Origin of the sequence: Sphingorhabdus sp. EL138, assembly GCF_900258045.1 — a bacterium.
Taxonomy (GTDB): domain Bacteria; phylum Pseudomonadota; class Alphaproteobacteria; order Sphingomonadales; family Sphingomonadaceae; genus Parasphingorhabdus.
On the sequence record NZ_OGVD01000004.1, the window covers coordinates 345,210 to 369,261 of the forward strand.

General features: G+C 53.7%; 26 protein-coding genes. 19 read left to right on the top strand and 7 right to left on the bottom strand.

The features are described from left to right. Window positions 1-143: 143 nt before the first annotated feature. The 6 genes from DK507_RS11470 to DK507_RS11495 form a co-directional block, all read right to left on the bottom strand. Window positions 144-965 carry a matrixin family metalloprotease gene (locus DK507_RS11470; RefSeq protein ID WP_216822384.1) on the bottom strand — a complete coding sequence of 274 codons (822 nt, stop codon included), beginning with the start codon at window positions 963-965 and terminating at the stop codon, window positions 144-146. A gap of 94 nt (window positions 966-1,059) precedes the next feature. Further along, a complete protein-coding gene (locus tag DK507_RS11475; protein WP_109356527.1) occupies window positions 1,060-1,386 on the bottom strand; it encodes a hypothetical protein in 327 nt (108 codons plus the stop codon). Window positions 1,387-1,502: 116 nt separating this feature from the next. Continuing rightward, complete coding sequence (locus DK507_RS11480; protein ID WP_162559024.1) at window positions 1,503-1,784, bottom strand: hypothetical protein; 282 nt, start codon at window positions 1,782-1,784, stop codon at window positions 1,503-1,505. A 218-nt stretch (window positions 1,785-2,002) separates the two neighbouring features. Continuing rightward, on the bottom strand, window positions 2,003-5,341 hold the full coding sequence (locus DK507_RS11485) for an error-prone DNA polymerase (RefSeq protein ID WP_109356529.1): 3,339 nt from the start codon (window positions 5,339-5,341) through the stop codon (window positions 2,003-2,005). Further along, a complete protein-coding gene (locus DK507_RS17970) occupies window positions 5,338-6,903 on the bottom strand; it encodes a DNA polymerase Y family protein (RefSeq protein WP_109356530.1) in 1,566 nt (521 codons plus the stop codon). Before DK507_RS17970 ends, DK507_RS11485 begins: the two co-directional genes overlap by 4 nt. Further along, complete coding sequence (locus DK507_RS11495) at window positions 6,806-7,558, bottom strand: ImuA family protein (protein WP_162559025.1); 753 nt, start codon at window positions 7,556-7,558, stop codon at window positions 6,806-6,808. The genes DK507_RS17970 and DK507_RS11495 overlap by 98 nt, the downstream gene beginning before the upstream one ends. Window positions 7,559-7,743: 185 nt before the next feature. On the opposite strand from DK507_RS11495, the gene DK507_RS11500 reads away from it, so the two are divergent. Further along, a complete protein-coding gene (locus tag DK507_RS11500; RefSeq protein ID WP_109356532.1) occupies window positions 7,744-8,748 on the top strand; it encodes a toll/interleukin-1 receptor domain-containing protein in 1,005 nt (334 codons plus the stop codon). A gap of 12 nt (window positions 8,749-8,760) precedes the next feature. Here the strand turns inward: DK507_RS11500 and DK507_RS11505 are convergent, their stop codons facing one another. Continuing rightward, window positions 8,761-9,306 (bottom strand): DsrE family protein, encoded by a 546-nt coding sequence (locus DK507_RS11505; protein WP_109356533.1) that lies wholly within the window; start codon window positions 9,304-9,306, stop codon window positions 8,761-8,763. Between the two features lie 149 nt (window positions 9,307-9,455). Between DK507_RS11505 and DK507_RS11510 the strand changes: the two genes are divergently transcribed. The 18 genes from DK507_RS11510 (at window position 9,456) to rplP (ending at window position 24,052) form a co-directional block, all read left to right on the top strand. Then, complete coding sequence (locus DK507_RS11510; protein WP_109356534.1) at window positions 9,456-10,904, top strand: cytochrome ubiquinol oxidase subunit I; 1,449 nt, start codon at window positions 9,456-9,458, stop codon at window positions 10,902-10,904. A gap of 3 nt (window positions 10,905-10,907) precedes the next feature. Continuing rightward, window positions 10,908-11,903 carry a cytochrome d ubiquinol oxidase subunit II gene (cydB, locus tag DK507_RS11515; RefSeq protein ID WP_109356535.1) on the top strand — a complete coding sequence of 332 codons (996 nt, stop codon included), beginning with the start codon at window positions 10,908-10,910 and terminating at the stop codon, window positions 11,901-11,903. Beyond that, window positions 11,903-12,049 (top strand): DUF2474 domain-containing protein, encoded by a 147-nt coding sequence (locus tag DK507_RS11520; protein ID WP_109356536.1) that lies wholly within the window; start codon window positions 11,903-11,905, stop codon window positions 12,047-12,049. Before cydB ends, DK507_RS11520 begins: the two co-directional genes overlap by 1 nt. 361 nt (window positions 12,050-12,410) lie before the next feature. Next, window positions 12,411-13,403 (top strand): hypothetical protein, encoded by a 993-nt coding sequence (locus DK507_RS11525; protein WP_109356537.1) that lies wholly within the window; start codon window positions 12,411-12,413, stop codon window positions 13,401-13,403. Window positions 13,404-13,485: 82 nt separating this feature from the next. Further along, window positions 13,486-14,277: a hypothetical protein gene (locus DK507_RS11530; RefSeq protein ID WP_109356538.1), complete on the top strand. Its 792-nt coding sequence runs from the start codon at window positions 13,486-13,488 to the stop codon at window positions 14,275-14,277. 125 nt (window positions 14,278-14,402) lie between these two features. Then, window positions 14,403-14,774 (top strand): 30S ribosomal protein S12, encoded by a 372-nt coding sequence (rpsL, locus tag DK507_RS11535; RefSeq protein ID WP_067198316.1) that lies wholly within the window; start codon window positions 14,403-14,405, stop codon window positions 14,772-14,774. A gap of 24 nt (window positions 14,775-14,798) precedes the next feature. Then, entirely contained in the window at window positions 14,799-15,269 is a 471-nt protein-coding gene (gene rpsG, locus DK507_RS11540; RefSeq protein WP_109356539.1) for a 30S ribosomal protein S7, read from the top strand. Window positions 15,270-15,421: 152 nt separating this feature from the next. Next, entirely contained in the window at window positions 15,422-17,515 is a 2,094-nt protein-coding gene (gene fusA, locus DK507_RS11545) for an elongation factor G (RefSeq protein WP_109356540.1), read from the top strand. A gap of 153 nt (window positions 17,516-17,668) precedes the next feature. Next, the gene (gene tuf, locus DK507_RS11550; protein WP_109356541.1) at window positions 17,669-18,859 is read left to right on the top strand and encodes an elongation factor Tu; all 1,191 of its coding nucleotides are present in this window, start codon (window positions 17,669-17,671) and stop codon (window positions 18,857-18,859) included. Window positions 18,860-19,074: 215 nt separating this feature from the next. Next, the gene (gene rpsJ / locus DK507_RS11555) at window positions 19,075-19,386 is read left to right on the top strand and encodes a 30S ribosomal protein S10 (RefSeq protein ID WP_108810519.1); all 312 of its coding nucleotides are present in this window, start codon (window positions 19,075-19,077) and stop codon (window positions 19,384-19,386) included. 214 nt (window positions 19,387-19,600) lie between these two features. Continuing rightward, window positions 19,601-20,467: a 50S ribosomal protein L3 gene (rplC, locus tag DK507_RS11560; protein WP_109357644.1), complete on the top strand. Its 867-nt coding sequence runs from the start codon at window positions 19,601-19,603 to the stop codon at window positions 20,465-20,467. 3 nt (window positions 20,468-20,470) lie between these two features. Further along, window positions 20,471-21,097, top strand: a complete 627-nt coding sequence (gene rplD / locus DK507_RS11565; RefSeq protein WP_109356542.1) for a 50S ribosomal protein L4 — start codon at window positions 20,471-20,473, stop codon at window positions 21,095-21,097. Next, window positions 21,090-21,398, top strand: coding sequence for a 50S ribosomal protein L23 (locus DK507_RS11570; RefSeq protein WP_109356543.1), 309 nt, complete (start codon window positions 21,090-21,092; stop codon window positions 21,396-21,398). Before rplD ends, DK507_RS11570 begins: the two co-directional genes overlap by 8 nt. A gap of 1 nt (window position 21,399) precedes the next feature. Further along, window positions 21,400-22,236, top strand: coding sequence for a 50S ribosomal protein L2 (gene rplB, locus DK507_RS11575; RefSeq protein ID WP_108810516.1), 837 nt, complete (start codon window positions 21,400-21,402; stop codon window positions 22,234-22,236). 2 nt (window positions 22,237-22,238) lie between these two features. Continuing rightward, on the top strand, window positions 22,239-22,514 hold the full coding sequence (gene rpsS / locus DK507_RS11580; protein WP_109356544.1) for a 30S ribosomal protein S19: 276 nt from the start codon (window positions 22,239-22,241) through the stop codon (window positions 22,512-22,514). Further along, the gene (gene rplV / locus DK507_RS11585) at window positions 22,514-22,897 is read left to right on the top strand and encodes a 50S ribosomal protein L22 (RefSeq protein WP_109356545.1); all 384 of its coding nucleotides are present in this window, start codon (window positions 22,514-22,516) and stop codon (window positions 22,895-22,897) included. The genes rpsS and rplV overlap by 1 nt, the downstream gene beginning before the upstream one ends. Window positions 22,898-22,900: 3 nt before the next feature. Next, window positions 22,901-23,596 (top strand): 30S ribosomal protein S3, encoded by a 696-nt coding sequence (gene rpsC, locus DK507_RS11590; RefSeq protein WP_109356546.1) that lies wholly within the window; start codon window positions 22,901-22,903, stop codon window positions 23,594-23,596. A gap of 24 nt (window positions 23,597-23,620) precedes the next feature. Next, a complete protein-coding gene (rplP, locus tag DK507_RS11595) occupies window positions 23,621-24,052 on the top strand; it encodes a 50S ribosomal protein L16 (protein ID WP_109356547.1) in 432 nt (143 codons plus the stop codon).

Genomic DNA, 24,052 nt, shown 5'->3' on the forward strand with positions numbered 1-24,052 from the left:
ACCTTGTAATTGCCCTAATAGCATAAACATGCCTCAGACGCGAAATTTGCCGAATGTCCATTATTCGGCAAATCGAGCCAGAAAGTTACAGAATCAAGGTGAAGGGATCGAATCCGGGACTGGAGGTTTGCGCATCCGGCCGATTATGATGGGCAATCGGTAGTCCCAGATGTCGCTGGCGGACCATAGAGTGATTGACATCCCGCGATGTCATCAGCAGCCAAAAACCGCTGCGGGCCGGAATAGCTGGGGAACATCAATGCGCCTCTCTGACGGCTATGGCCCAGGCCGATTGCATGACCAAATTCATGCGCAGCAACAGTCAGAAAATCGATACCCTGGGTGTCGCTCAGGTTGCAGGTCCAGTTTTCATCATCATCAAAATGGGTGTCACCAGCCAGCGGGCCGCCATTGGGTGGCGGGAAATACGCATGCGCCAATACCCCTGATGCTCCGTCAAAGGGGTTTCCATCACCATGTTCCCCGGTAGCAAACTCGATTTCAATATCGACATTTCCACCGCCGCTGACGGAGAAACGAAGATCGCACTGTTCGGACCAGAGGGTAAAAGCGGCGGCGACATCGCGCTCAATATCGGCTCGCGCCATCTTGGTTGAAAAGCTGTTGAACCTATATGTAAGGTCTGAATTTTCCCACCGGCTAACTGCTGTAAACGCCGCGCTCATCGGAGGGATATCTACAAACCCGCAACGGGGTTTCGCCATTTCGCAGAGTGTCGCCTGATCCACTTTGCCGGTCGCAGGCAAACCGAAACAACATTGATAAAGCCGAACGGCCTTCTCTGTGGCATCATCATATTCACCGTCATGCAGTGTGCCAAACCGGTCCTGGAGATATCCATAGTGCCGAAGGTACGATTGGATGCCCTGAATTTCGTCGCCCGACATGTCACGTGAAAGCATATCGTTGAGCGACATTTGAGAGATATTTGGGGGTATTGTCATCGGTCTCACCTCTGTGAAAAAGTGTTAGCGCTGTTCTCCACCCCCGAAATATCCCCGGGCATTTGTTGCGACCCAATGCCCGGTTATATCGGACTTATTCGGATTGCTCCGTTTCACTTTCAGCGGTGGAAGATTCTGTCGCATCATCAGTTGCGCCGTCTTCGCCTACCGGAGGAATAGCGTCACTCGCTTCCGGCAATATTTCATCCGCTGGTGCTGCGCCTCCTTCAAGGCCGCCAGTTGCTGGAGCGCTATCATCCATTGGTGCCGTATCCACAGGCTCTTCCATTGGTGAAGCTTCCATTCCCGTGCCATCTTCCAGGCCATCAGCGGCCGGGTCTTCTGCTGGCGGTGCATCGCAAGCAGCAAGCGCAAATATTGCGGGCGTCAAAATCAATGCTGGTTTAAATAGTTTTTTCATGAGCTCTCTTCCTTGTCAGAGATATATGGCGGCCAACCGAGCAGGGAGGGAGAATTGCTCAAGTTGGCCGCGCACGTTAGGCACAGTTTAGGCTGATAGAGCCTGATATGCTTTGACTATTTAGGGTCAGGCGCGCCGTCACCATCCTGGTCAAAAGCATCCGGGGCACCATCGCCATCGGTATCCCAGCTATCAGGTTTACCGTCACCACGTTGGTCCCAGGCATCCATTACGCCGTCACCATCGGTATCGATGGTTGCAGGTGCTGCCTCTGGGGCAGGAGCCGCTTCTGCTGCACCTTCTTCCGGTGCTTCGGCACCGGCATCTTGCGCAAAACTTGGGGCGGCAATCAAAGTTGCAGCGCCAAAGGCAGCCGCGATCATTGGTAGTTTTTTCATCTTACTCAACTCCATCGTTAACCCCCTGCCTGATCAAAAAATGGTGGTTATCGGGCGACATTCCAGAAGTTAGCGTTCAGCAGACCAGCCAGCGCGTTCAAGCGAAAAATGGCTGAAACTCGTCGGAAACGAGAGGCGTTCTACCCGATTCGATGAGATTTGGGTTCGGGTATTTTACAGTTTTGAGAATCGATTTCAGGTTCGCATAACTATATTGCCTAATGAAAATCCCGTGATTTGGGCAATATCCTGACGTTGCGCGGATGGCCGCTGCGGGGATATTTGGGTTTGGGCAGGAGTGCTCTTGCTTTGTGCTGTTCTGCCTGCCTGTCCTCGTTGCGATAGACAGGGCGATTAACTTCATCGGCTCTTGCCATGGATATAGGTGTTTGCTCATGCTCGGCAATTGTATCGAGCATGGTGGTGCAGTCCTCGACTTTGCTGACCATCAAATGAGTCACGCCCTCCTTGCTATGCTGGATCTCGCCGGATGCCAGCATCAATCGTGCCGCCATGACGGGCCGGCGCATGGCTTCGAACCGGCTGGCCCAGAGCAGCAGATTGGATATGCCGGTCTCATCCTCCAGCGTGATGAAAATCGCATTGCCTTTGCCGGGTCGCTGACGGATCAGGACGACTCCGGCGACTTGCGCGAAGCTGCCGCTTTTGGCCTTGGCTATTTCGGCACAGCTCATCACACCCATGGTGCGGAATTTATCGCGCAGGAACTCCATCGGATGACCTTTCAGTGACAGACGGATGCTCTGATAGTCGGTGACGACATGTTCGCTTTTGGTCATGGCGGGCAAGCGTGCATCCTCTTCTTCAGCCTGCTCGCGTGCTTGTGCCGCTTCGAACAAGGGCAGGGTATTTGATGGCGTACGCCGGACTTCCCAAAGTGCCTGCCGCCGGTCGAGGCCGATGGAGCGGCAGGCATCGGCATCAGCGAGCAAGCGTAGCGCGCGGGCAGGCAGTTTCGCCTGGCGGGCCAGCTGCTCAATCGACTGGAAGGGACGGGTTGCAGCCATCAACTTGGACCATTCTTCCCGGAAACCATCAATCTGGCGCAGACCAATGCGCAGGGCGTGGGGATGGTCGCCGCTTGACACATCTTCCAGGCTATTATCCCAATCGCTATGGTTGATATCGACGCCGTGCACTTCAACGCCATGTTCTCGGGCATCACGGACAATCTGGGCGGGTGCATAAAAACCCATCGGCTGGGAGTTGAGCAAGGCAGCAGCAAAGACCGCCGGGTGATGGCACTTAATCCAGGAACTGATGTAGACCAATATGGCGAAAGACTGGGCATGACTTTCAGGGAAGCCATAGCTGCCAAAGCCCTGTATCTGATTATAGCAGCGTTCGGCAAAATCGCGCTCATACCCGCGCGCGACCATGCCTTCGATCATCTTTTCCTGAAAATGGTGGATAGTCCCGACATTGCGAAAAGTCGCCATGGCGCGGCGCAGCTTGTTGGCATCAACGGCCGAAAAATCTGCTGCAACAATAGCGAGCTTCATCGCCTGTTCCTGAAACAACGGGACGCCGCAGGTCTTGCCGAGCACCGAATGCAGCTCATCCCGGGGATGCGGCGGTTTGGGTGAGGGGAGCGTGATGGCTTCTACACCGGACCGCCGCCGTAGATAAGGATGCACCATGTCCCCTTCAATCGGACCGGGCCGGACAATTGCGACCTGAATGACAAGATCATAAAATTCGCGCGGACGCAGACGGGGGAGCATGTTGATCTGCGCGCGGCTTTCGACCTGGAACACGCCGATGCTGTCGCCCTTGCACAGCATGTCATAGGTCGCTTCATCCTCTTGCGGGATGGTAGCAAGGGCATAATCGCCCAGACTGTGATCGCGCATCATGTCAAATGCCTTGCGGATGCAGGTCAGCATACCGAGCGCCAGCACATCGACCTTCATCAGGCCGAGCGCATCAATATCATCCTTGTCCCACTCAATGAATGTACGATCCTCCATCGCTGCATTATGGATTGGCACGGTTTCATCAAGCCGGTCCTGGGTAAGGACAAAACCGCCAACATGCTGTGACAAATGTCTGGGAAATTGCAGGATATCGCGAACCAGATCGCCCAGTCGCACAATATCAGGACTATCAGGATCAAGACCTGTTTCCTTGAACCGGCTATCAGGGGCTTTGCTTGAATAGCTGCCCCATACAGTGCTCGACAGCCGCGCGGTTATGTCTTCCGACAGGTCCAGTGCCTTACCGACTTCGCGGATCGCGCTGCGGGAACGATAATGGACGACCGTCGCGGCGATACCGGCGCGGTGACGGCCATAGCGGTCATAAATATACTGGATCACCTCTTCGCGGCGTTCATGTTCGAAATCGACATCAATATCGGGCGGTTCCCTGCGCTCCTCCGATATGAAGCGGGAGAAGAGCAGGTCATGTTTCATCGGATCGACCGAGGTGACACCGAGCAGAAAGCAGACGGCACTATTGGCAGCACTGCCACGCCCCTGACATAATATGCCTTGGGATCGTGCATATCTGACAATGTCATGGACGGTCAGAAAATAGGGTGCATATTCCAGTTTCTGGATCAGGCGCAATTCGTCTTCGACCTTTGAGCGGAGCGTGTCTGGAATGCCGTCAGGATGCTTCTCATGCGCCGCACTCCAGCTGAGATGCTCCAGCCAGTCTTGCGGCGTCCAGCCTTTCGGTACAGGTTCGTCGGGATAATGATAGCTGAGCTCGTCCAGGGTGAAGTCAATGCACGCCAGCAGCTTCTGGGTTTCCGCTATCGCGTCCGGACAGTCGGCAAAGAGCCGCGCCATTTCCTGCGGGCTTTTCAAATGCCGCTCTGCATTGGCGGCGAGCAGGCGGCCTGCTTTGGCGATGGTCGTTTTTTCCGCGGTGCAGGTGAGTATGTCATGAAGCGGGCGCTGCCTCGGCGTTGCGTAAAGCGGATCGTTGGTGGCGAGTATCGGGATGTCAGTGGCTTGCGAAAGATTTTGTAGTTCATCCAGCCGGCGCTTGTCGCATCCGGTGCGTGGCATGGTGGCACCGATCCAAAGGTGAGGGGTGAGTGCGCGGAGGCGAGACCAGAAATCATCTGGGCCGATATCATTTACTGCACCACTTTGCTCCGGAAAGACAACCAGTACCATGTCTTCCACCCATTCAAACAGGTCTGCTTCATATAAAAAGCAATCGCCCTTCTCGGCGCGCAGATTACCGGTGGAGAGCAATCGGGTCAGTCGTCCCCAACCATAGCGGGTAGTCGGATAGGCAACGATATCCGGAGTTTCATCCGTGAAGACGAGCCGGGCACCGACGACCAGTTTAAAGTCGGGTAGGGCGATGCCTTCTTCTACGGCATCCTCATAAGCGGTGCGCAGGGCAACATGTGCACGAACGACGCCGGCGACGCTGTTCCGGTCAGCAATGCCGATACCGGTCATGCTCAGCAGCATGGCTTGTGCCACCATATCAGCGGGGGAAGAGGCCCCGCGTAAAAAGCTGTAGTGGGTTGCTGCGCACAGTTCGGCAAAGATGGGCTCGGATGGCTCTGTCACGCGAACAGGCCATGAATATACCAGTCCGGACTGGCTTTTTCCGATCCGTAAAGGCCATGCCGGAACAACCAGTAGCGTCGCCCGCGGATATCCTCGACCCGGTAATAATCGCGGGTCAGGCCGCCTTTTCCGGCCTGTTGCCCATCGCGCCTTTGCCACCATTCCGAAGCGATGCGTTCGGGGCCTTCATAACGGCTGACCCGATGGGTTTTGCGCCGCCAGGTGAAGCGATAGGGTGGGCCATCTGGCACTTCGGCAAGTACCTTTATGTGTTGTGGTGGATCAAACATATGCAGGGGGCGCAAAGGTGGCTCTCCGGCTTTTGGATTATCCCATTTTGTGGCCCATGCTTTGGGTGGGCCGCTATCCAGAGCGGGCAGGGCGAGCAGCCCCTGTTCGGGGATATGACTGTCGGCAGGCATGAAATGCTGTACTTGTGCCCGCCCCAGCCGGACACTGAGCTGGCTGACCAATGCGGCTTGGTTGCCTTGTTTGTCTTCACCGCCTTCCAGGCGATATTGTTCAACCTCCAACGCATCGGTGGCGACTATGGATAGCCGGATGAGATCGTAACCAAAGCCGGGATTCAGTGGGTCATTGAGAGCCTCGATCCGCTCCTTCAGCAAGCGTTTGAACAAAGCGGGGTCGCGGGTGGCGGGCGCTGTCTCGATCGCCAGACGCGCGATGTCACCATCGCAGCGAAACAGCATCATATGGATCATCCGTGCACCCTGACCGCGCTCTTCCAGCTGCCGCGCCGCTTCGACAAAAAGCTCTTCCAGGCAGCTTGTGGCAAAATCAACATGGGTGAGGGGTTCGGCAAAGCGGCGTTCGGTTGTGACATTGGCGAGTTTGCGGATCGGGTCTATCGGCCGGTCTTCAATCCCCATGATCCGGTCAAGTCGCAGCGCCAGTAAAGACCCGAAACGCGCAACGAGAGCAGCGCGCGGTCGTTCGGCCAGATCACCAATATGATAAAGGCCAGCCCGTTCCAGCGCGCGGTGGGTCTTGTCATCCATGGTGAGGGCAGAGACTGGCAGTTGCGCCTCCGCACCTTCTTTCAAGCCGTGATGGGCGAGGGCGATCGCCGCATCGGGTGTACCAGCCAAGGCCCATGACAGGCTAAATCCAGCCTGATCGAACCGGTCTTCGGCATCTTGCGCCAGCGCGGTTTCCGAAGCGAAGAAATGCGTACAGCCGCTAATGTCGAGCAATAGAGTGCGAGGCGGACTGACCGATACCATAGGAGTATAGCGCAAACAGGCATCGGCCAACCGGTCCAGCAGTGCGGCATCGGCCAGCACATCAGAATCGAAAACCTTCAGGTCAGGCACGCGCGCCCGTGCATCAGCGAGCTTCATGCCGGGGCCAAGGCCTAGATACGTCGCCTCCCGATCCACGGCCATCAATACCATTGCGCCCTTTACCTTCTCTATCAGGGCAAAAGGGGCGGTCAGCGGTGCGTCAGGCGTTTGCGCGTATTTTTTCGTGATCCGTTCTGATTCCAGATACGGCAGGAACAGCGCCAATATCCGCCGCTTCCTGAAAGCTTCTTGTTTCACGGTTCCACTCCAAACGGGCGTTCAGGCCATCCAGTCCGCCGCGATGGCGCATCAGCGTAATGTCAAAGACAGGATGACCGACGGCATTGCCGGCGAGGGCTTTTGAAGGCGCTGCGGCGACCTGCCAGCGGCTATAAGCGGCGCTCGGCATAGGTGCGGCTTTGTTGCGCAGCATGAAAGTCGTCACGCCGGATTTTTTGGCAAAAAGAGACAGGCGTCGCGTCGCGGTCAGATCAAGACCTTTGGGATTCTTACCCGCCAGTTCAACAATCACCGATCCTATAGGTGCACAGCGTACCGCATCGGCAGCCGCGCGCAGCACGGCGATGCTATCCGGGGCGTCGATGTAAATTATGTGATCGGGATTAATCCCCAGTTCGGCCAGACCGGGTGGATAAAGCCGCCCCTGTCGCTGCGCTTCTCCCCGGTCCCGTACCCATATAATCGGCCGGTCTGTCGCCTTCGCTGCCATTTGAGTACGCGTTGCCAGGAGCAATGATAAAGCGGCGGCGCTGCTGCTGTCTTCAGGTTCGGCTGCGTGGATTTCATGGAGCTGTGCCAGCGGCAAGCCGTGATGAGAGCTTTCTCCGGCAAGCGCCACATCAATAGTCCGGGCGCCAAAAGTGAAGTGGTCAGCCGTCGCACTGTTCAGCATTTGTGACTTATCCGCACTAAACTTTTGAATTATATTCGAATCGATTGTGTTCATGGTTTGTTCTAATTTATAGAACATTCAAACCGGGTCAAGAGAACAGGCGTTTCGAGGTCGTGATTTTACATTGCCGTATCCCGCAGCAATAGACTATAAAGCGCAGCAGCATAAAGGGATAAGGGGCGGATATGGCGGACATTTTTATCAGCTACTCGAGAAATGATCGGGACCGCTGCACAGCCATCCGTGATCATCTGGAGGCGTTGAAGGTCAGTGTCTGGTTCGATGCGGGCATTGGTGCGGGTTCATCCTTTGACCGCGAAATTGAACGCGAGATTGAAGCTGCCAAGGCTCTTCTGGTGCTCTGGACCGAAGAATCTGTCGAGTCCGACTGGGTTCGCAACGAAGCACGGACTGGCAAGGAACGCAGCGGACTGATTGCGGTGCAGCTGCGCGAATGTCAGCTGCCACTCGAATTCCGGTCGGTGCAAGCAGAAGTCTTGGAGGAAGGTGCCGAGGGGACCGACAATCTCGTCTGGCTCAATATCCTCACGCGCATTGGTGAGCTTCTGGATCGCCCCGGTCTGGCGGAATATGCCCGGCTCAAGGAAAAGGGCAGTACGGATGACTGGAAGGCCTGGCTCAGCCGCTATTCCGCTGATCCACTCGCACCCAGTGTTATCGACCGCATCATAGAAAGCGCTACACCCGATACCAGTCAGCAACTGGCTAGTGAGCGTGCCAAACGCGCGGCCATGGAAGCTGAGCTGGGTGAGCTGACCGCTGCATCTAAAGCACAGGCAGGAGAGGTGGCCAGCAATGCGCGCGAGCTGGTGCGCCTGCGCCGCGAACTGGATCAGGCGCAGTCCGGTCAGAAAGAAGCGGAGGCGGAGCTAGAGCGGTTTCGGGAAGCCTCTGGCGGTAAATCAGGTGCCAATGATGGCGGACTGGCCGGGCTGGGTATCGTACTGGAAGACAAGGTTGCGATCTATGTCGCCCTGGTCCTGTGGGTTGTTGCGATACGCTTCATCTGGGATCCGCTGAGCGAGCTGATCAGAGGCTATGGCGGTTTGGGCGATGTGTTCTGGATCGCTTTCGGGGTCGTCACACTGGCTGCACCGGCCGGGTTAATGACTATGAAAATCCTGCGTAAGCGCAAGGCCATGGCCAATGAAGAGGAACCGGTTTCCTGAATTCACGAACCTTTAGAATGGATTGAGCGTATATCCCTGCTGTTGCAGCAGCGCATGGGCCGTCATTGCCGACAGGTCCATTTTCACGCCGGGCAATAGGTCAGCACTGGCGATTTTATAAGCCGCTGCGCTTTGACCACATAAGTGAAACGCGACGCCATGTTTTTGAAGGACCGCAATCGCATCTGCACTGCCGTTCCTAGTGCCTTCATTGCGCGCACCATATATATCCTGCCTGGTCAGGTCGACCGAAGCGCCGCCATGAACCACGATGGCGAGCCTGATATTTTCGGCAGGAACACCTGCTGCGACATGCATGTTGATAAACCGCGCTGCGCTTTCGATGGTCCGGTTCAGGCTGCCGGGGTTGGCTTTCTTGGCTACATCAAAGGCAATTTGGAACCGGCTGCCCTTGGCCAGCGGATCATCTGTCTGAACCGCCGCCTTTGGTCCAAAATCCTCAAAGACGGGGCCGGTCTCAAACCCCTCAGGTTGTGCCATTGCAGGGGTTGAAAGCGCAAATGCGCCGCAGAATAGAGCAGCTTTAAGTATCTTCATAACATGTTCCTGTCCTTGTCCCGGTTGCGCGTCATGCAACTGTAATATTCTACTTATCAAGCGCGCCGACATTGTGAAAGAGCGGCGTGATCGCTAAATACGCGCCGACTCATTTGTAATTCGATCCACCCAAAAGGGGACAATCGACGATGTTTGAGCAGTTTGATGCCGTAATGCTGGCCCGCATACAATTTGCGTTTACGATCAGCTTTCATTTTATCTTTCCGGCCTTTTCGATCGGTCTGGCCAGCTATCTGGCGGTGCTCGAGGGGCTTTGGCTCAAAACCGGCAAACAAATCTACATGGATCTCTTCAAATACTGGCTGAAGATTTTCGCGGTGACCTTTGCCATGGGAGTGGTGTCCGGTATCGTGATGTCCTATCAGTTCGGCACCAACTGGGCCGTTTTCTCGGATAAAGCCGGGCCGGTTATCGGGCCGCTTATGGCTTATGAAGTGCTGACCGCCTTTTTCCTGGAGGCGGGTTTCCTAGGCGTCATGCTGTTCGGCATGAACAAGGTCGGGAAGAAGCTGCACTTTACCGCGACTCTGATGGTCGCGATCGGTACCTTCATTTCCGCCTTCTGGATATTGAGTGTGAACAGCTGGATGCAGACGCCCACGGGCCATGAGATTGCAGCCAACGGCCAGTTTGTTCCCGGCGACAGCTGGTGGGATATCGTGTTTAACCCCAGCTTTCCTTACCGCCTGTTCCATACGCTGATGGCCACTTATCTGACCACCGCCTTTGTCGTCGGCGGTGTCGGCGCTTGGCATTTGCTGAAAGACAAAGCCAATCCCCATGCCCGCAAGATGTTCTCGATGGCGATGTGGATGGCGGCTCTGGTCGCTCCGGTACAGATTTTCGCTGGCGACCTGCACGGGCTTAACACGTTGGAGCATCAGCCAGCGAAAGTCATGGCCATGGAAGGCCATTATGACAGCTACCCCGATGGTGCGCCGCTGATCCTCTTCGGCATCCCGAATAGTGAGGAAAAGCGGGTCGATTACAAGATCGAGATTCCCAAGCTGTCGTCCCTGATCCTCAAGCATGATTTGAACGCGCCGCTTGATGGTCTGGACACGGTCCCGGATGCGGATGAGCCGCCTGTCGGCATGGTTTTCTGGTCCTTCCGGATCATGGTCGGGATCGGCTTTGCGATGCTTGGCATCGGGCTGTGGAGCCTTTTCGCAAGGGTTCGCAGGAAACTCTATGACTGGCACCTGCTGCACAAGGTCGCGATCATCATGGCGCCATCCGGCTTTGTCGCGGTGATTGCCGGCTGGATCACCACGGAAGTCGGACGGCAACCTTACACAGTCTATGGCCTGTTGCGCACGGCCGACAGTGTTTCACCGCTTGCTGCACCTGCTGTGGCGGCGTCGCTAATCGCCTTCATCATCGTCTATTTCGCGGTATTCGGCATCGGCACCTGGTATATCATGCGTCTGATGAGCAAGGTGCCGCAGGTCGGTGAGAAAGGCGTCAAGTCAACAGAGACAGGCCCGGTCCGCACCGCCGGTATTACGCCGGGACCAGCCCAGAAGGATGCGCCGGCCTTTGAGCCCGGCACCTCTCAACAAAAGCCAGGGGAGTAGATCATGGATTTGACCGTCATCTGGGCCTTCATCATCGCTTTTGCTGTCTTTGCCTATGTCGTGATGGACGGGTTTGACCTTGGCATCGGCATATTGTTTCCCGCCTTTGAAGTGGGCGATGCGCGCGATCAGGCGATGAACAGCATCGCGCCGGTATGGGACGGCAATGAAACCTGGCTGGTGCTGGGCGGCGGCGGGTTGCTGGCGGCGTTTCCGCTCGCCTATGCCATCATATTGCCCGCCACCTATCCGCTCATCATCGTCATGCTGCTGGGCCTTGTCTTTCGCGGGGTCGCCTTTGAGTTTCGCTGGCGCGACCCGGACCACCGGGCCTTTTGGGATTTTGCCTTTACCGGCGGTTCCTTTGCCGCCGCCTTTTCGCAGGGCATGATATTGGGCGCGTTGCTGCAGGGCGTCGAGGTCGCGGACCGCGCCTATGCGGGCAGCTGGTTTGACTGGTTTACGCCTTACACCTTGCTGACCGGTGTAGGGACGGTCGCGGGCTATGCCCTTTTGGGGGCAACCTGGGTGATCTGGAAAACCGAGGATGGCGCACAGGATACGGCCTATCGATTGGCCAAACCGGCGGCGATCACGACGCTGATATTAATGGCCGCAGTCAGCCTCTACACGCCGTTCCTTGCCGGGCAATATTGGACCCGATGGTTTGAAATGCCTAACATCCTGTTCGCGGCGCAAGTCCCGCTGCTCGTCGTGATCCTGACCTATTTCCTGTTCCGCGGACTTTTTAAAAAGCAGGAGGCCGCGCCCTTCCTGATTTCGCTTGGCCTGTTCTTCCTCGGCATGGCGGGGCTGGGCATTTCCATGTTCCCCTATATCGTGCCCGACCAGATCACCATCTGGGACGCAGCCGTGCCCGAAAGCAGCCAGATATTCATGCTGATCGGCGTCGTGCTGACCGTGCCGCTGATCCTGATCTACACTGGATGGGCTTACTGGGTTTTCCGCGGCAAGGTCGGCAGCGACGGCTATCATTAATGGCGCTGTCCGATAAGCCATCCGGCGAACAATCCGCCGATGATGCCCCGCTATGGAAACGGCTGGCCTGGATGGCCGCGATTTGGGCGATGAGCATCTCTGTCCTTGGTATCATCGCCTATATCCTGAGGCTGTGGATCACGTAGCAGCCGGTTTCGGGCTGCGAAACGACGCGCAGAAAGTTGACAAATTATACGCAAAACAGAGGTGAAATTCTGTTGAAGCGGTGTTTTTCGTCGATGAATGGAGGCGTGTGGTTTGGGGGAGGGGGGATGATCATGGCCGGAATTATATCAGGCGCGGGGTGTGTAGGAAAGCGGCAGGCGCAGTGTTGAGGGGTTGGAGGTCTTGCAAAAGTCATCTCAATCCTAACACTTTCTCTAAATCCAATACTCAATCAACCCTTGGGAAAATCGCTGAAGTATTTCATGGAATATTCAAATCGGCTTCGATTATTTCATGAAATAACCAAATTGGGTTTTATTTGTATCACTAAAGAGCAGATCTTTGTTTTATGCAGCAAAAAGCATTTTCGATCAAAGAGTTCTAATAATTAGCGAAAATGGAAAGATTGGGGGCAAAGAGAATATGATAAGTAAAAGCGCGCTAATATGCGCAACGATCACTGCCGCATTGCTAGGTATTCCGACCGATGAAGTCTGTGCCGAAAGCGCGGTTAGTAATGGGGTGTCGGTTGAAAGTCTAAAAAAGCAGTTGGAAGCTGAAGATAAATTAGAAGAGTTACGGAAAGAGCGTTATGCGGCAAATCGCAAGCTCAAAGAAATTGCTATTCAAGAAATGGAAATCCGTGCTGCCGCAGGGATGACTTCGTCTCAGGCTATTGCTGTAAAGGCTGGCGGCAGCGAGCAGACTTTGGTTGCGCAAGCAACTCCAAAGGAAACGCCGGTTGGAAATGCTGATCCAAAAGAAAAGAAAACGAAAAAAACGAATGATAAAACAAAGAAAGAGAATGACGAAACAAAGGAAGCGCAACAGAGTAAGGAATTCGGTACAAAATTCGGTGGTATCGAGTTCGGAGCGGGGATTGGCTTTAGCTATGACCTTGGATCGAATGACCGAGTGTCCGAAGCGGAACTCGTGAATGGAGTCGTTCGTATTAAGAAAAGTGACAATGTTCAGGCGCGACTAATGCTAGAGTCGCATTACTTTTTTACCCCAAAATTTGATCTTTTCAGTCTGAAAAACTCGGGTCAGTCTAGTGATGATAATATGTGGGGCTTTGGTCCTTTTGTGGCTATTCAGCCTGGGGGTGATAACCTTATCGAGGCAGTTGGGGGTGGGCTAATGTTTGGCTTTCGACGCTCAAAGAAGTCGACGGAAAGCTTTAATCTTGGCTTTGGAGTATTGTACGACATAAATTCCAAAACGCTTGGCGATGGGATATTGCCTAACGAGCCACTTCCTATGGGAGAGACAGAAATCCGGTTTCGGGAGCAGGAGCAGAGCGGATTTTTGATTATGTCTTCCTACTCTTTTTAGATGGCCTGTAAGACCCGAGTAATGAAAGTATCGATTTTTTTGGTACTTGATCCTACTTCTTGGGCGCCATAGCTATTATATTATGGATGACAATGATCGGTTGGAAGGTGCGCCCATAACGCTTGCTATCGAGGGGCCAAATTTCTTCCGGATCGGTTTTTGGCTTACGGTAACATACATCGGTGCAGTGGTTGGCTTCTCGCTTTGGGATTGGATTGATGTTGCACGAATGAAGCCCAATGAATGGGGTGATTTCCTTGCAGGAGTTTTCGGCCCCTTGGCACTGCTTTGGGTTGTGCTTGGATTTCTTCAACAAGGTTCGGAATTAAAAAACAGTCGTGATGCTCTGCTACTACAGGCAAAAGAACTAAAAAATTCGGTTGAACAACAAAAGGCATTGGTTGCAGTTTCGCGCGAACAAGTAACTTCGGAAATCGAAGCACTTAAAGAAAGTCGTCAACAGGCAAACCTTAAAATTCGTCCGAGGTTAAGAATTGAATATTCAAACGCGATGGTGTTTGGGCAAACCGTGCGACGTTATTTCTCAATTATAAATGACGGTGAGATATGTGTGAGCTTAAGATTGTTTGTCTATATCGAGAATAGACCCTTCAAAGCAACGAACATTGGAGAGTTGGTGAAAGAGGCAAGAGAGCAATTTTCAATAGATAAACCAAGAGATGATCCAGATTATGGTATGATTACGGTACACGCATCTTTCGTGGATGGTTTGGGAACTGTGCTAGCTCAAGAGTTCCTCATCAATAATGTGAATGATGATTGGTCTATTGGAAGGCCTTATGGACAGGCTATTGAACCCGATCGCATTCCCAAACTGGGTCCCACTGTTGACCTTCCAACGAATCCCCGCTAAGGGCCGCGCTTCTGTTGCGGTGTGATCCGTCAGGCCCGCAGAAAACTTACATAGGCAAAACACTTTCGGCGATTTGGCCGTGAGAGTAACCCTAGTTTATCTAGATCCAATAAGGTGAAGACTTTATGCCAACGATTAATCAGCTCGTCCGTAAAGGGCGGGTGCCACAGAAGACGAAGTCCAAAGTGCCGGCCATGGAAGCCAACCCGCAGAAGCGCGGCGTTTGCACCCGTGTCTACACAACGACTCCAAAGAAACCAAACTCCGCTCTCAGAAAGGTTGCCAAGGTTCGCCTGACCAACCAGCGTGAGGTCATCAGCTATATCCCAGGTGAAGGGCACAACCTTCAGGAGCATAGCGTTGTTCTCATTCGCGGCGGCCGTGTTCGCGACCTTCCCGGTGTGCGTTACCATGTGCTGCGCGGTGTTCTTGATACGCAAGGCGTTAAGGACCGGAAGCAATCCCGTTCCAAATATGGCGCCAAGCGTCCTAAATAATCGGTTCAGTAGGAGTTATATAATATGGCACGTCGTCGTCGTCCCGAGAAACGGGTAATCCTTCCTGATCCAAAGTTTAAGGATCAGGTCCTTTCCAAATTCATGAACAACCTGATGCAGGATGGTAAGAAATCTGTTGCAGAACGTATCGTTTATGGCGCGCTGGACAGCGTAGAAGCCAAAGCGAAAAAAGATCCGCTGCAGATGTTCCATGATGCGCTCAACAATGTGAAGCCGGGCATCGAAGTCCGCTCTCGCCGTGTTGGTGGTGCAACCTATCAGGTTCCTGTCGAAGTGCGTCCCGAGCGCGCTCAGGCTCTTGCGATCCGCTGGGTCATTGCTGCTGCCCGTGCACGTAGCGAGACCACCATGGCTGCTCGCCTGTCCGGTGAGATCCTTGACGCTTCCAACAATCGCGGCAACGCGGTGAAGAAGCGGGAAGATGCGCACAAGATGGCCGAAGCCAACCGCGCATTTGCACATTACCGCTGGTAACATTATATAAAGGCGCAGGGGTTGCAGAGCCTCTGTAAATTCCTGCGCTTTTCACATTGTTGTATTTGTAACTAATCAGGGCTGGTCATCGCTGGCCCGTTTCACTATAGGGGCGGCGCTAATTGGGGCCCCTTAATTCTGGAGTAAAGACTATGGCACGCAGCCATCCGCTCGAACGATATCGCAATATTGGCATTATGGCCCATATTGATGCTGGTAAAACGACCACTACGGAACGTATTCTCTATTATACGGGCAAGTCCTATAAAATCGGCGAAGTGCATGATGGCGCGGCGACGATGGACTGGATGGAGCAAGAGCAAGAGCGTGGTATTACCATTACTTCTGCTGCGACCACCTGTTTCTGGAATGCGGAAGACCGCAAGGGCCCAGAGCACCGGATCAACATTATTGATACACCAGGCCACGTTGACTTTACCATTGAAGTTGAGCGTTCGCTGCGTGTGCTCGATGGCGCGGTTGCCTGTTTCGACGGTGTCGCCGGTGTTGAGCCGCAGTCAGAAACCGTGTGGCGTCAGGCCGACAAATATAAAGTGCCGCGGATGTGCTTCATCAACAAGCTCGACCGGACCGGTGCCGATTTCAAATTCTGCGTTAACTCGATCATTGAGCGTCTCGGCGCGACCCCGGCTGTGCTGTATCTGCCCATCGGCATCGAAGCCAGCCTGGTTGGCCTGGTTGACCTGGTGAACCAGCGTTCGATCACATGGAAGAACGAAGACCTTGGCGCTGAATATACTTATGGTGAAATCCCTGAGGATATGGCTGACGAGGCGGCTGAATATCGTGAGAAGCTCATCGAGCTTGCCGTGGAGCAGGACGATGACGTGATGGAAGCCTATCTGGAAGGTACCGAGCCTGATGCAGCGACCCTGAAGTCGCTCATCCGTAAAGGTACGCTGAACCAGAGCTTCGTTCCCGTGCTTTGTGGCTCGGCCTTTAAGAATAAAGGTGTTCAGCCACTGCTCGACGCGGTTGTTGATTATATGCCAAGCCCGCTGGACGTTGACGCGATTAAAGGTGTCAAGCTGGACGGTGAAACTGAAGACACGCGTCCATCAAGCGATGACGAGCCTTTTGCGGCTTTGGCCTTTAAAGTCATGAACGATCCGTTCGTTGGTACCTTGACCTTTGCCCGTATCTATTCCGGCAAGCTGGAAAAAGGCACCGTGCTGAACTCGGTCAAGGACAAGAAGGAAAAAGTCGGCCGTATCCTGGAAATGCACTCCAATGACCGTAAGGACATTGAAGAGGCATTTGCCGGTGACATCATTGCTCTGGCCGGCATGAAGACCACCACCACCGGTGACACGCTTTGTGCCGCAGAAGATCCGATCATTCTGGAACGAATGGAATTCCCTGATCCGGTTATCGAGCTTTCGGTTGAACCAAAAACCAAGGCCGACCAAGAGAAAATGGGCGTTGCGCTTAACCGCTTGGCTGCGGAAGATCCGTCCTTCCGTGTGACGACTGACCATGAATCCGGTCAGACGATCATTAAGGGAATGGGCGAGCTTCACCTCGACATTCTGGTCGACCGTATGAAGCGTGAGTTTAAAGTGGAAGCCAATGTTGGTGCACCGCAGGTTGCTTATCGCGAGTCACTCGGCAAGGCTGTCGACACCGACTATACGCATAAGAAGCAGTCCGGTGGTTCCGGTCAGTTTGCGCGTATCAAGTTCGAAGTCACTCCCGGTGAGCGTGGTGCAGGCATTACCTTTGAAGACGAAATCAAGGGCGGTAACATTCCGAAGGAATATATCCCATCCGTTGAAAAAGGTATGCGTGAAACGGCCGAAACTGGTTCTTTGATCGGCTTCCCGATCATTGACTTTAACATTCGTGTTTATGACGGCGCGTTCCATGATGTTGACTCCTCGGCGCTGGCTTTTGAAATCGCAGCGCGTGCAGCAATGCGTGAAGCGGCCCAGAAGTCCGGCATCAAGCTGCTTGAGCCAATCATGAAAGTTGAAGTGATTACGCCGGAAGATTATCTTGGTGACGTGATCGGCGATCTTAACTCTCGCCGTGGTCAGATCCAGGGTACCGACACGCGCGGTATCGCTCAGGCAGTGGACGCGATGGTGCCACTGGCCAACATGTTTGGTTATGTGAATGAGCTGCGCTCTTTCACGCAGGGCCGTGCACAATATTCGATGCAGTTCTCTCACTATGAGCAAGTGCCGAATAATGTCGCAGAAGAATTGAAGGAGAAGATGGCTTAATCGCCGCTGCTCTTTTTACGAGTAACCGCGCTTACCTTTTGGTTCGGGCTCAAGAAAAAAGCCTAGAGGTTAAAAGGGTGTTGACAGATTTGGATAGTCTCGCCAAAGCGCGGCACAGACTATCAAGACGATAGAAATTAGAGGTAAGAAAAAATGGCAAAAGAGAAGTTTGAACGCAATAAGCCGCATTGCAACATCGGCACCATCGGTCACGTTGACCACGGTAAAACCACGTTGACCGCAGCGATCACGAAAGTGCTTGCTGAATCTGGCGGCGGTGAAGCCGTAGACTTCGCGAACATCGACAAGGCGCCTGAAGAGCGGGAGCGCGGTATCACCATTTCAACGGCACACGTTGAATATGAAACCGACAACCGCCACTATGCGCACGTCGACTGCCCAGGCCACGCTGACTATGTTAAAAACATGATCACCGGCGCGGCTCAGATGGACGGTGCTATTCTGGTTGTGAACGCAGCTGATGGTCCAATGCCACAGACTCGCGAGCACATCCTGCTTGCTCGTCAGGTTGGCGTTCCTGCTCTTGTTGTTTTCATGAACAAAGTTGATCAGGTTGACGACGAAGAACTGCTTGAGCTGGTTGAAATGGAAGTTCGTGAACTTCTCTCTTCTTACGACTTTGACGGCGACAATATTCCTATCGTTGCTGGCTCGGCTCTGGCTGCTCTTGAAGGCCGTGACGACAATATCGGTAAAGAGAAAATTCTTGAACTGATGGCTGCTGTTGATGAGCACATTCCACAGCCAGACCGTCCGGTTGACCAGGACTTCCTGATGCCAATCGAGGACGTGTTCTCAATTTCAGGTCGTGGTACCGTTGTTACCGGCCGTGTTGAAACCGGCGTTGTGAATGTTGGCGACGAAGTTGAAATCGTTGGTATCAAAGATACCTCGAAAACAACCGTTACCGGCGTTGAAATGTTCCGTAAGTTGCTCGACAGCGGTGAAGCTGGCGACAACATCGGTGCCTTGATCCGTGGTGTTTCTCGTGAAGAAGTTGAGCGTGGTCAGGTTCTTTGTAAGCCTGGTTCGATCACTCCACACACCGAGTTCAGTGCAGAAGTTTACGTGTTGTCGAAAGACGAAGGTGGTCGTCATACGCCATTCTTCGCCAACTATCGGCCACAATTCTACTTCCGTACAACGGACGTGACCGGCGAAGTTATCCTGCCAGAAGGTACGGAAATGGTTATGCCTGGTGACAACGTGACAATTAACGTGAAGTTGATTGCACCAATCGCCATGGACTCCGGTCTTCGCTTCGCTATTCGCGAAGGTGGTCGCACCGTCGGTTCTGGGGTTGTCAGCACCGTAACAAAGTAATATAGGACTGCATCGCCGCCCGGGTCACTGATTCGGGCGGCCAGTTTTTTCCTCCTTCGCTCCATTTGGAGCTACGGCGGACAGGCCGCTCGGTAAGAAAATCGGGCGGTTTTATTTTGAAGGTTTTAACACAGTATTCCTTCGTTGTTTCTTCGATGGGCTTGCCCGCCGAAGCTTTAGCGAAGGAGGGCTCTTTGACATTGGTATAGGTTCTTATGGAAACGCAGAATATTCGCATACGCTTGAAGGCATTCGATCATCGGGTTCTCGATCAGGCGACCGGCGATATCGCTGACACAGCTCGCCGCACTGGCGCGCTTATCCGTGGACCGATCCCAATGCCAACGCGCATCGAAAAATTTACCGTAAACCGCGGCCCACACGTTGACAAAAAGTCGCGTGAACAGTTTGAGGTCCGGACTTACAAAAGGTTGCTCGATATCGTGCAGCCTACGCCGCAAACTGTTGATGCTTTGATGAAGCTCGACCTTGCTGCGGGTGTGAATGTAGAGATTAAGCTCGCTTAATGTGAGTGACGACGTTGCTCCGATCGGAGCGACGGTGACATGGGAAACCGCCAGTATCATGCTGGGTCATGTGTCCCCCGTCTAGTTTGACTGGTCTTCGGATCAATCAGACGCTTTAGCCCGGACGGGGCGATATTCGAAAATTCGGGGCTTTGTATTTTGTAACACGCCCGCTGGCAATTCCGCGACCGGGCCTCTGTAAGGAGAAATGATCGTGCGTACTGGCGTGATCGCGAAAAAAATGGGGATGACCCGCTTGTTTCAGGAAGATGGTCGGCATGTGCCGGTAACCGTTCTTTCCCTGGAAGAATGTCAGGTTGTTGGAGCCCGCAAACAGGATCCGGATGGCTATTTTGCTGTTCAGCTTGGTGCAGGTGCCCGTAAAGCGAAAAATGTAAACAAACCACAACGTGAAGCTTTTGCAAAAGCAGAAGTTGAGCCAAAGGCACGTGTTGCCGAATTTCGGGTTGAGAGCGAAGAAGGTTTGCTCCCCGTTGGTGCTCGGATAACGGCTGACCACTTCATTGCTGGTCAGATGGTCGACATTCAAGGTGTGACGCAGGGTAAGGGCTTTGCCGGTGCCATGAAGCGTTGGGGCTTCGGCGGTATGCGCGCAACCCACGGTGTTTCCATCTCTCACCGTGCGCATGGTTCTACCGGTCAAAACCAGGATCCTGGTAAAGTCTTCAAAGGTAAGAAGATGGCTGGTCACATGGGTGCGCGTAATCGCACACAGCAAAATCTTGAGGTCGTTCGCACGGATGCTGCGCGCGGCCTTATCTTTGTCCGTGGCAGCGTCCCCGGTTCCAAAGGTGGCTGGTTGCTGGTTAAAGATGCTGTGAAAGTGGCTCTTCCTGAAGGTGTTCCATTCCCGGGTGCTATGCGCCGCAACGCGGATGAAACGGCAACCGAAGATGCGCCTGCTGGTATGATCGAGGCGGATGCAGAGCATGAAGCGCCGGCTGGTCCTACCGATGAAGAAATTGCAGCAGCAGCGGCGGAGACGCCAGCAGAGGCTCCTGCAGAAAAGCCAGCAGAAGAGAAATCTGATGCTGCGGATGATGCAGGGAAGGAGGGCTAAGCCATGAAATTGAAAGTGAAAACCCTCGACGCAAAAGCCAAGGGCGACATTGATCTGAATGATGACGTGTTCGGTCTTGAGGCGCGCGCAGACATTCTGCACCGCGTCGTCAACTGGCAGCGTGAAAAAGCGCGCGGCACCGCCCGTCCAACGCGTGAGCGTAGTGACATTGCCCGCACCGGTAAGAAGTTCGGCAACCAAAAGGGCGGTGGTACCGCTCGTCATGGTGATCGTCGTGCTCCTATCTTTGTTGGTGGTGGTAAAGCCCACGGTGCGCGCAAGCGTGACTTCAACCCTTCGCTGAACAAGAAAGTTCGTGCATTGGGTCTGAAAATGGCGCTGTCTGATAAGGCAAAGAACGACAATCTGATCGTGCTTGAGAATATTGAAATGAAAGAAGCCAAAACACAGGCTCTTCTGGCCAATATTACGAAGCTCGGTTTTGGCAAGTCAGCGCTGGTCATGGATGGTGATGATGTGAATGATGCTTTCTCTAAGGCATCGAACAACATTCCTCGCGTCAATGTGATGTCAGCTGCTGGTGCCAATGTTTATGACATTTTGAACCATGAGACCCTGGTGCTGACACGCGCTGCGGTTGAAAAGCTGGAGGCACGCTTCAATGGCTAAAAAAGAAGCAGTGGACATTCGTCACTATGACGTAATTGTCGGCCCACACATCACCGAGAAATCAACCTTGCTCAGCGAAAATAACGCTGTGGTTTTCAAAGTTGCGAACACCGCAACCAAGCCGCAGATCAAAGCCGCTATCGAGGCGTTGTTTGATGTCAAAGTCAAAGGCGTGAACACGATGGTGCAAAAGGGCAAGACCAAGAAGTGGAAGGGTCGCCCCTACACTCGCAACGATGTTAAAAAAGCTGTCGTGACTTTGGCTGAAGGCCAGACCATCGACATCACCACGGGAATTTAAGATGGCTTTAAAATCCTATAAACCGACAAGTCCTGCGCGACGCGGTCTTATCCTGGTCGACAAGAGCGGCCTTTGGAAAGGCAAGCCCGTCAAGAAGCTTGTTGAAGGCAAGCGCAAAACTGGCGGTCGCAACAACAAAGGTCACGTAACCTCACGCGGTATCGCGGGTGGTCACAAGCAAAAATATCGTCTGGTGGACTTCAAGCGCCGCAAGTTCGATGTTTCGGCAACCGTTGAGCGGATCGAATATGATCCTAACCGGACTGCTTTTATTGCTTTGATCAAATATGACGATGGCGAGCTGAGCTACATCCTGGCGCCACAGCGTCTGGCCGTTGGTGACACTGTCATCGCTGGTGAAAAAGTCGACGTGAAGCCAGGTAATGCGATGAAATTGTCGCAAATGCCAATCGGTACGATCATCCACAATGTGGAAATGAAGCCAGGCAAGGGCGGTCAGATTGCTCGCTCTGCTGGTACATATGTCCAGATTGTTGGCCGTGACCGCGGTATGGTCATTGTTCGCCTGAACTCAGGGGAGCAGCGTTATATCCGCAGCGATTGCATGGGCACGGTTGGTGCGGTTTCAAACCCCGACAACTCCAACCAGAATTTCGGTAAAGCTGGCCGCACGCGTTGGAAGGGCCGTCGTCCTTTGACACGTGGTGTTGCGAAAAACCCTGTCGATCACCCGCATGGTGGTGGTGAAGGTCGGACCTCCGGTGGTCGTCACCCAGTGACACCATGGGGCAAGCCAACCAAGGGCGCTCGTACCCGTAAGAACAAAACGACCGACAAGATGATCATCCGGTCGCGTCACGCTAAGAAGAAGAGGTAAGCATGGCTCGTTCCATCAAAAAAGGTCCATTTGTTGACCTCCATCTGCTGAAAAAAGCGCAAGACGCGCAGGAAGCTGGTGCACGCTCGCCGATCAAGACATGGTCGCGTCGTTCCACGGTTCTCCCTGATTTCGTCGGGCTTACTTTCAACGTTTATAACGGCCAGAAATTCATTCCGGTTTCCGTGAATGAAGACATGGTTGGCCACAAGCTTGGCGAGTTCGCTCCGACGCGTAACTATTACGGCCATGGCGCTGACAAAAAAGGCAAGAAATAATGGGTAAGGCATCATCACCCCGCCGCGTTGGCGACAATGAAGCTTTGGCTGTTGGCAATTCCATTCGTGGATCTGCCCAGAAGCTGAACCTTGTTGCACAGCTGATCCGCGGCAAGAAAGCAGAAGACGCTTTGAACATCCTGTCCTTCTCCAAAAAGAGCATGGCCAAGGATGTAAGCAAGGTTCTCGCTTCCGCTATCGCCAATGCAGAAAACAACCATAATCTGGATGTTGACGCATTGATCGTTCAGGAAGCCAGTGTTGGCAAAAGCCTGACCATGAAGCGCTGGAAAGCCCGCGCACGTGGTCGTTCAGCCAAGATCATCAAGCCATTTAGCCGCGTTCGCATCGTTGTTCGCGAGCACGAAGAAGAAGAGGCGTAAACCATGGGTCAAAAGAGTAATCCTATCGGGCTTCGCCTGCAGATTAACCGGACTTGGGACAGCCGCTGGTATGCGGAAGGTGCTGATTACGGCAATCTCTTGATGGAAGACATCAAGATGCGCAAATATATCCTGGAAACCGTGCCACAGGCTGCGATCTCCAAGGTTGTAATTGAGCGTCCGGCCAAAACCTGCCGCGTTTCCATCTATGCCGCCCGTCCCGGTGTTATCATCGGTAAGAAGGGTGCGGATATTGAGAAACTGCGCCGCAAGCTCAGCGAAATGTCTTCCAGTGATGTGTCTTTGAACATTGTTGAAATTCGCAAGCCAGAAGTTGACGCACAATTGGTAGCACAGGGCATTGGTGATCAGTTGATCCGCCGTGTTGCTTTCCGCCGGGCTATGAAGCGCGCTGTTCAGTCCGCTCTGCGTCTGGGTGCCGAAGGTATTAAAATTGTTTGTGGTGGCCGTTTGGGCGGAGCAGAAATTGCCCGTGTTGAATGGTACCGTGAAGGCCGCGTGCCGCTTCATACGCTGCGCGCCAATATCGACTATGCTGAACATGAAGCGCTCACCGCTTACGGCATTATCGGTATCAAGGTCTGGATTTTCAAAGGCGAGATATTGGGTCACGACCCGATGGCTCAGGATCGGTTGATGGTGGAAGCGCAAACTTCCGGCGTTCGCCCCTCTCGTTGATTTTTAGGGAATAGGTAAAGCATCATGCTGCAACCAAAGAAAACAAAATTCCGGAAGGCTCACAAGGGCCGGATTAAAGGAAAGGCCCCAGGCGGTACGACGTTGAACTTCGGTTCTTATGGTCTGAAAGCCATGGAGCCAGAACGGGTCACCGCGCGTCAGATCGAAGCGGCTCGCCGTGCGATCACACGTCATATCAAACGGCAAGGTCGTTTGTGGATCCGCATCTTCCCGGACGTGCCGGTTTCGAAGAAGCCTGCTGAAGTGCGTCAGGGTAAAGGTAAGGGTTCGGTCGAGTATTGGGCTTGTCGGGTAAAACCAGGCCGGATCATGTTTGAACTGGATGGCGTTCCTGGCCCAATTGCTGCGGTTGCTTTCGAGCGTGCGGCGATGAAGCTCCCTATCAAGACAAAAGTTGTGGCTCGCCTTGGCGATACGTCACATTTGGAAGGTTAA

Excerpts from the sequence above, each read along its gene's own strand:
- DK507_RS11470 (WP_216822384.1), bottom strand. The coding sequence starts at position 965 with ATGACAATACCCCCAAATATCTCTCAAATGTCGCTCAACGATATGCTT.
- DK507_RS11475 (WP_109356527.1), bottom strand. The coding sequence starts at position 1,386 with ATGAAAAAACTATTTAAACCAGCATTGATTTTGACGCCCGCAATATTT.
- DK507_RS11480 (WP_162559024.1), bottom strand. The coding sequence starts at position 1,784 with ATGAAAAAACTACCAATGATCGCGGCTGCCTTTGGCGCTGCAACTTTG.
- DK507_RS11495 (WP_162559025.1), bottom strand. The coding sequence starts at position 7,558 with ATGCTGAACAGTGCGACGGCTGACCACTTCACTTTTGGCGCCCGGACT.
- DK507_RS11500 (WP_109356532.1), top strand. The coding sequence starts at position 7,744 with ATGGCGGACATTTTTATCAGCTACTCGAGAAATGATCGGGACCGCTGC.
- DK507_RS11505 (WP_109356533.1), bottom strand. The coding sequence starts at position 9,306 with ATGAAGATACTTAAAGCTGCTCTATTCTGCGGCGCATTTGCGCTTTCA.
- DK507_RS11510 (WP_109356534.1), top strand. The coding sequence starts at position 9,456 with ATGTTTGAGCAGTTTGATGCCGTAATGCTGGCCCGCATACAATTTGCG.
- cydB (WP_109356535.1), top strand. The coding sequence starts at position 10,908 with ATGGATTTGACCGTCATCTGGGCCTTCATCATCGCTTTTGCTGTCTTT.
- DK507_RS11520 (WP_109356536.1), top strand. The coding sequence starts at position 11,903 with ATGGCGCTGTCCGATAAGCCATCCGGCGAACAATCCGCCGATGATGCC.
- DK507_RS11530 (WP_109356538.1), top strand. The coding sequence starts at position 13,486 with ATGGATGACAATGATCGGTTGGAAGGTGCGCCCATAACGCTTGCTATC.
- rpsL (WP_067198316.1), top strand. The coding sequence starts at position 14,403 with ATGCCAACGATTAATCAGCTCGTCCGTAAAGGGCGGGTGCCACAGAAG.
- rpsG (WP_109356539.1), top strand. The coding sequence starts at position 14,799 with ATGGCACGTCGTCGTCGTCCCGAGAAACGGGTAATCCTTCCTGATCCA.
- fusA (WP_109356540.1), top strand. The coding sequence starts at position 15,422 with ATGGCACGCAGCCATCCGCTCGAACGATATCGCAATATTGGCATTATG.
- tuf (WP_109356541.1), top strand. The coding sequence starts at position 17,669 with ATGGCAAAAGAGAAGTTTGAACGCAATAAGCCGCATTGCAACATCGGC.
- rpsJ (WP_108810519.1), top strand. The coding sequence starts at position 19,075 with ATGGAAACGCAGAATATTCGCATACGCTTGAAGGCATTCGATCATCGG.
- rplD (WP_109356542.1), top strand. The coding sequence starts at position 20,471 with ATGAAATTGAAAGTGAAAACCCTCGACGCAAAAGCCAAGGGCGACATT.
- DK507_RS11570 (WP_109356543.1), top strand. The coding sequence starts at position 21,090 with ATGGCTAAAAAAGAAGCAGTGGACATTCGTCACTATGACGTAATTGTC.
- rplB (WP_108810516.1), top strand. The coding sequence starts at position 21,400 with ATGGCTTTAAAATCCTATAAACCGACAAGTCCTGCGCGACGCGGTCTT.
- rpsS (WP_109356544.1), top strand. The coding sequence starts at position 22,239 with ATGGCTCGTTCCATCAAAAAAGGTCCATTTGTTGACCTCCATCTGCTG.
- rplV (WP_109356545.1), top strand. The coding sequence starts at position 22,514 with ATGGGTAAGGCATCATCACCCCGCCGCGTTGGCGACAATGAAGCTTTG.
- rpsC (WP_109356546.1), top strand. The coding sequence starts at position 22,901 with ATGGGTCAAAAGAGTAATCCTATCGGGCTTCGCCTGCAGATTAACCGG.
- rplP (WP_109356547.1), top strand. The coding sequence starts at position 23,621 with ATGCTGCAACCAAAGAAAACAAAATTCCGGAAGGCTCACAAGGGCCGG.